Origin of the sequence: Streptomyces sp. NPDC059853 (assembly GCF_042731495.1) — a bacterium.
GTDB lineage: Bacteria > Actinomycetota > Actinomycetes > Streptomycetales > Streptomycetaceae > Streptomyces.
In genome coordinates this window covers 1-5,529 of the sequence record NZ_JBHWJL010000326.1, presented here as the reverse complement: position 1 = coordinate 5,529, position 5,529 = coordinate 1, and the positions used below count along the sequence as shown (strand labels likewise).

7 protein-coding genes are annotated in these 5,529 nt (G+C 75.8%); 6 read left to right on the top strand and 1 reads right to left on the bottom strand.

Annotated elements, in window-relative coordinates; translation table 11 throughout:
• From ACFV5N_RS24055 to ACFV5N_RS24045, 3 genes are all read left to right on the top strand, one after another.
• The coding region (locus ACFV5N_RS24055) for an ABC transporter permease (protein WP_385603536.1) at window positions 1–650 on the top strand (650 nt) is incomplete at its 5' end.
• On the top strand, window positions 647–1,627 hold the full coding sequence (locus tag ACFV5N_RS24050; protein ID WP_385603533.1) for an ABC transporter ATP-binding protein: 981 nt from the start codon (window positions 647–649) through the stop codon (window positions 1,625–1,627). The genes ACFV5N_RS24055 and ACFV5N_RS24050, both read left to right, overlap by 4 nt.
• Entirely contained in the window at window positions 1,620–2,309 is a 690-nt protein-coding gene (locus ACFV5N_RS24045) for an ABC transporter ATP-binding protein (RefSeq protein ID WP_385603531.1), read from the top strand. The genes ACFV5N_RS24050 and ACFV5N_RS24045 overlap by 8 nt, the downstream gene beginning before the upstream one ends.
• On the opposite strand, the gene ACFV5N_RS24040 is transcribed toward ACFV5N_RS24045, so the two are convergent.
• Entirely contained in the window at window positions 2,293–2,505 is a 213-nt protein-coding gene (locus tag ACFV5N_RS24040; protein WP_385603528.1) for a hypothetical protein, read from the bottom strand. The two genes, ACFV5N_RS24045 and ACFV5N_RS24040, sit on opposite strands and share 17 nt — an antisense overlap.
• 123 nt (window positions 2,506–2,628) lie before the next feature.
• Between ACFV5N_RS24040 and ACFV5N_RS24035 the strand changes: the two genes are divergently transcribed.
• The 3 genes from ACFV5N_RS24035 to ACFV5N_RS24025 form a co-directional block, all read left to right on the top strand.
• Complete coding sequence (locus tag ACFV5N_RS24035; protein ID WP_385603525.1) at window positions 2,629–3,744, top strand: sensor histidine kinase; 1,116 nt, start codon at window positions 2,629–2,631, stop codon at window positions 3,742–3,744.
• Window positions 3,741–4,400, top strand: coding sequence for a response regulator (locus tag ACFV5N_RS24030; protein ID WP_385603522.1), 660 nt, complete (start codon window positions 3,741–3,743; stop codon window positions 4,398–4,400). The genes ACFV5N_RS24035 and ACFV5N_RS24030 overlap by 4 nt, the downstream gene beginning before the upstream one ends.
• 24 nt (window positions 4,401–4,424) lie before the next feature.
• Window positions 4,425–5,529 (top strand): MsnO8 family LLM class oxidoreductase (locus tag ACFV5N_RS24025; protein ID WP_385603519.1); only part of this gene is annotated, 1,105 nt, incomplete at its 3' end.

The following is a 5,529-nucleotide window of genomic DNA, read 5'->3' as shown; positions in this document are numbered from 1 at the left end:
TCCTGCTGCGCAGCGTCCACGGCCTGCGCGTCTCCCTGCTCGTCGGCATCACCGCCGCCCTCGTCGCCTCCGTGCTCGGCCTGCTCGTCGGCGCCACCGCCGGAGCCCTCGGCGGGCGCACCGACCGGCTGGTGATGCGCGCCGTCGACACCTTCACCGCCGTACCGCACCTGCTGATGGGCATCTTCATCGTGGCGATGTTCCGCCCCGGCGTCTGGCCCGTCGTCGCCTCCGTCGGCCTCACCCACTGGGTGTCCACCGCCCGCATCGTGCGCGCCGAGGTCCTCTCGCTGCGCTCCCACCCCTACCTCGACGCGGCCGTCTCCGGCGGGGCCTCCCGGCTGCGCGTCGCCCGCCGCCACCTGGTGCCCGCCGTCCTGCCCCAGGCCGGACTCGCCGCCGTCCTGATGGTGCCGCACGCCATCTGGCACGAATCCGCCCTGTCCTTCCTGGGCCTGGGCATCCCGGCCCACCAGGCCAGCCTCGGCACCATGATCAACGGCGCCCGCGGCTCCCTGCTCACCGGCGAGTGGTGGCCCACCCTCTTCCCCGGCCTCTTCATCGTCGTCCCCACCCTCGCCATCGCCGGACTCGCCGGTGTCTGGCGGGAGCGGATCAACCCACGCCGCCGATCGGAGCTGGTGCTGTGACCACCACGACCGCCCCCGCCCCGCTGCTGTCCGTCCGCGGCCTGTCGGTGCGCTTCCTCATGCCCGGCGGCGCCGACATCGCCGCCGTCAACGACGTCTCCTTCGACCTGGCCGCCGGCGAATGCCTCGCCCTGGTGGGGGAGAGCGGCTGCGGCAAATCGGTGCTCGCCGGTGCCCTCCTCGGCCTGCTGCCCGGCAACGCCCGCACCCGCGGCAGCGCCCTGCTCTCCACCGGCCCCGGCACCGCACCGATCGACCTGCCCGCCGCCGACGAGCGCACCCTGGCCCGTACCGTACGCGGCCGGCTCCTCGGCCTCGTCCCGCAGAGCCCGGCCGGACACCTCACCCCGGTGCGCACCGTGCGCTCCCAGCTGCGCGAGACCATCCGCGCCCTGCACGGCACCCGCGGCCAGGACCTGGCCACCGCCACCGAAGCCGCCGCGGAACGGGCCGCGTTCCCCGCCGACCACCTCGACCGCTACCCGCACCAGCTCTCCGGCGGCCTCGCCCAGCGCGCCGCCACCGCCCTCGCCCTGGTCGGCGACGCCCCGCTGCTCATCGCCGACGAACCCACCACAGGCCTCGACCGCGACCTGGTCGCCCACACCGTCGGCGCGCTGCGCCGCCACACCGACGACGGCCGCGCCCTGCTGGTCATCACCCACGACCTGGCCGCCGCCGGACGGATCGCCGACCGCGTCGCCGTCATGTACGCCGGACGCTTCGTCGAACACGCCGACGCCGCCCCCTTCTTCGGCACCCCGGGACCCCGCCACCCGTACGCCGCCGGGCTGCTGCGCGCCCTGCCGGAACGGGACTTCACCCCCATCCCCGGCCAACCGCCCGGGCTGGACGCCCTGCCCGCCGGCTGCGCCTTCGCCCCGCGCTGCCCGCGCGCCACCGCCGTCTGCGCCGAACCGCCCGACCTGCTCGACGGCACGGCCTGCCACCACGTCCCGGAGCCCGCCGATGTCTGAACCCGCCCCCGCCCTCGAACTCACCGGCATCACCGCCGGATACGCACACCGGCCCCCGGTCGTCCGCGACATCTCGCTGCACGTCGCCCCCGGCGAAGCACTCGGCCTGCTCGGCCCCTCCGGCTGCGGCAAGTCCACCCTCGCCCGGGTCGCCGCCCTGCTGCACCGCCCCCGGGCCGGCACCGTCCACCTCGACGGGCGGCCCGCCACCGGCTTCCGGTACCGCGCCGCGCGTGCCCAGCGCACCCGCGTCGGCGTCGTCTTCCAGCAGCCCCGGCAGGCCGCCGACCCCCGGCTCACCCTCCACGACCTGATCGCCGAACCCCTGCGCGCCACCGGCGACACCACCGGACTGCCCGGACGCGTCACCGCGCTCGCCGACGCCACCGGCCTCGGCACCGCCCTGCTGCACCGCCGCCCCCACCAGGTCAGCGACGGACAGCTCCAGCGCGCCTGCCTCGCCCGCGCCCTCGTGCTGCGCCCCGCCCTGCTCATCTGCGACGAGATGACCGCCATGCTGGACGCCTCCACCACCGCCGCCCTGGTCGCCGTCGTCGAGGACTACCGGCGGGACACCGGCGCGGCCCTCCTCGCGGTCGGCCACGACCGGGTCCTGCTGCACCGCTGGTGCGACCGGCTCCAGGAGTTCCCCCGGACGCCGCCGCTCACCCCGGCCCCCTGACTTTCCCCGCCCCCGCGCACACCGCGACCCCCAGCACGATCAGCACGATGTTCGCGAAGATCTCCATCCCCTCCAGCGGGCCACCGATGTGGTGCACCAGCGACCACGGCCCGTACCGGTCGATCGCCTCGTACACCAGCCCGGCCGCCCCGTTCAGCACCAGCAGGACACCCACCGCCTCCAGCACACTCTTCATGCCGCCATGCTCGGCACCGGCACCGCCCCCGGGGAACGGACCAAGGTATACGGCGGCCCGACTTCCGTACCGCGTTCCCGGCCGACCCGGCGCCGGGCCGGGGACGGCCGTTACGGTCGGAGCATGGTCACCCGCAGCCGGCGCGACTGGATCGTCGACATCACCGCCATCGCCGTCGCCGCCTGCTTCTCCGTCCTCACCTCCGGCGTGCTCTTCGGCGAGGTCCGCGAACCGCACTGGCTCCTCGTACTCGACCAGATCGCCGCCGCCTTCGCCTGCGCCGCCCTGTGGCTGCGCCGCCGGCACCCCTTCGCGCTCGCCCTCGCCCTCGTCGTGCTGAGCACCTTCTCGCACTTCATGGGCGGGCCGCTGTGGGTGGCGCTGTTCACCGCCGCCGTGCACTGCCGGCCCCGGGCGGTGGCCCTGCTGGTCGCGCTCCTGCTCGCCCTGCGCCCGGTCTCGGTGGCGCTGCGCCCCGAGTCGCAGGTCCCGGACCAGGTGGTCGTCGTCGCCTCCCTGGTGATGCTGACCGCCGTGATCAGCTGGGGCATGACCGTGCGGTACCGGCGCCGGCTGCTGGCCACCCTCTACCAGCAGGCCAGGCGCGAGACCCGGGAGGCCGTCGCCCGCGAGATGCACGACGTGCTCGCCCACCGCCTCTCCCTGCTCAGCGTGCACGCCGGCGCCCTGGAGTACGCCGCGGGCGCCTCCCCGCAGGAGGTGCAGCGGGCCGCCGGTGTCATCCGCGACTCCGCCCACCAGGCCCTGGAGGAACTGCGCGACGTGATCGGCGTGCTCCGCGCCGCGCCCGGGGAGGGGACCGGCACCGACACCGCCCGGCCCCAGCCCACCCACCGCGAACTGCCCCGGCTCGCCGAGGAGGCCCGCCGGGCCGGCGCCTCCGTCACCCTCGACCAGCGGCTGGACGCCGCCGACGCCCTCCCGGACACCACCGGCCGCACCGTGTACCGCCTCGTCCAGGAAGGACTCACCAACGCCCGCAAGCACGCCCCGGACGCCGCCGCCACCGTCACCGTCGAGGGCGCGCCCGGCGACGGCGTCACCGTCGAGATCCGCAACCCGGTCGGCTCCTCCCCGCTGCCCGCCCGGATCGTCCCCGGCTCCGGCCGGGGACTGACCGGGCTGCGCGAACGCGTCACCCTGGCCGGCGGCCGGTTCGAGGCGGGCCGGGACCGCGGACAGTTCCGGCTGCGCGCCTGGCTACCGTGGCCCCCATGACGATCCGTGTCCTGCTCGTGGACGACGACCCCCTGGTCCGCGCCGGACTGCGGCTGATGCTGGGCGCCGCCGCGGACATCGAGGTGGTGGGGGAGGCCGGGGACGGCGCCGAGGTCCCCGCGCTGGTGCGGCGGACCGCCCCCGACGTGGTGCTGATGGACATCAGGATGCCCGGCACGGACGGACTCACCGCCACCGAGGCGCTGCGCGCCGCGCCCGCCCCGCCGGAGGTCGTGGTGCTCACCACCTTCCACGCCGACGACCAGGTGTTGCGCGCGCTGCGCGCGGGAGCCGCGGGCTACGTCCTCAAGGACACCCCGCCGGCCCGGATCGTGGAGGCGGTACGCCGCGTCGCCGCCGGTGACCCGGTGCTCTCCCCGGCCGTCACCCGGGCGCTGATCGGCGCGGTCACCGGTGCCGGGCGCGACACCCGGCGCGCCCGCCGCCGGCTGGACGCGCTGGCCGACCGCGAACGCGAGGTCGCGGTGGCGGTCGGCAGGGGCCTGTCCAACGCCGAGATCGCCGCCGCCCTGTATCTGAGCGTGCCCACCGTCAAGGCGTATGTCTCGCGCATCCTCACCAAACTGGACCTCAACAACCGGGTGCAGATCGCCCTGCTCGTCCAGGACGCCGGACTGGTCGACCGGGAATCCTGAGCGCCCGCCGCTGTTGCACCTGGTGTGGATGCGATACGGACGAGGGTGCGCTGGTCGGTGCTGGACCGGGCGCTGATCCGGCGCGGACAGAGCGCGGCCGGGGCCCTGCGGGAGACGGTGGAGTTCGCCGGGGAGATCGAACGACTGGGGTATCACCGGTTCTGGGTGGCCGAGCACCACGCGGTCCCCGGCATCGCCGGTTCCGCGCCCACCGTCCTGGCCGCCGCCGTGGCCGCCGCGACCTCCCGCATCCGGGTGGGCACCGGCGGCGTGATGCTGCCCAACCACCGGCCGCTGGTGGTCGCCGAGCAGTTCGGAGTGCTGGAATCCCTCTTCCCCGGCCGCATCGACATGGGCCTGGGACGTTCGGTCGGCTTCACCGGCCCGGTGCGCCGCGCGCTCGGGGTGGAGAAGCCCGCCGCCGACCGCTTCGGCGAACAGCTCACCGAACTGCTCGGCTACTTCGGTGACCCGCCGCCCGGCGCCCGCACCGGCCCGGCCGCCCTGAGCGCCATGCCCGCGCGCGGGCTGCGCGTCCCCGCCCACGTCCTGGCGATCGGCTCAGGCGCCGACATCGCCGCCGCCCACGGACTGCCGGTCGTCATGGCCCTGCACGCCGACACCGACCGCACCCTGGCCGCCCTCGACCGCTACCGGGCCGGATTCCGGCCCTCGGCGCAGTGCGCTGAGCCGTATGTGCTGCTGGCGGTCAACGCCGCCGTCGCCGCCACCCCGGAGCGGGCCGCGCTGCTCCAGCTGCCCGAGGCGTGGGCCACCGCCCGTTCCCGGATCGACGGATTCTTCCCGCCGCTCGACCCACCGGAGGAGATCGCCGCCCGCGTGCCGACCGAGCGCGAACGCGGCTACCTGGAGCAGGCCAGGGCCGCCCAGCTGCACGGCGACGGACCCGCGGTGGCCCGGCGGCTGGACGACCTGCTCGCCAGGACCGCTGCGGACGAGGTGCTGGTCACCCTCACCACCCACGACCCGGCGGAGCGCCGCGACTCCTACCGGCGGCTGGGCCGCGGGGCCCGGGGGACCCCGCGGCCCCCGAAATCGGGGACCCTGCCCCCACCCACCCGAGATCAGATTACCTCTTACCCCCCGCCAGAACCCAGGCGCGCGCCCA

Bases quoted from the DNA above. Each gene is read 5' to 3' on its own strand.
- ACFV5N_RS24045 (WP_385603531.1), top strand. From the start codon at position 1,620: ATGTCTGAACCCGCCCCCGCCCTCGAACTCACCGGCATCACCGCCGGA.
- ACFV5N_RS24040 (WP_385603528.1), bottom strand. From the start codon at position 2,505: ATGAAGAGTGTGCTGGAGGCGGTGGGTGTCCTGCTGGTGCTGAACGGG.
- ACFV5N_RS24035 (WP_385603525.1), top strand. From the start codon at position 2,629: ATGGTCACCCGCAGCCGGCGCGACTGGATCGTCGACATCACCGCCATC.
- ACFV5N_RS24030 (WP_385603522.1), top strand. From the start codon at position 3,741: ATGACGATCCGTGTCCTGCTCGTGGACGACGACCCCCTGGTCCGCGCC.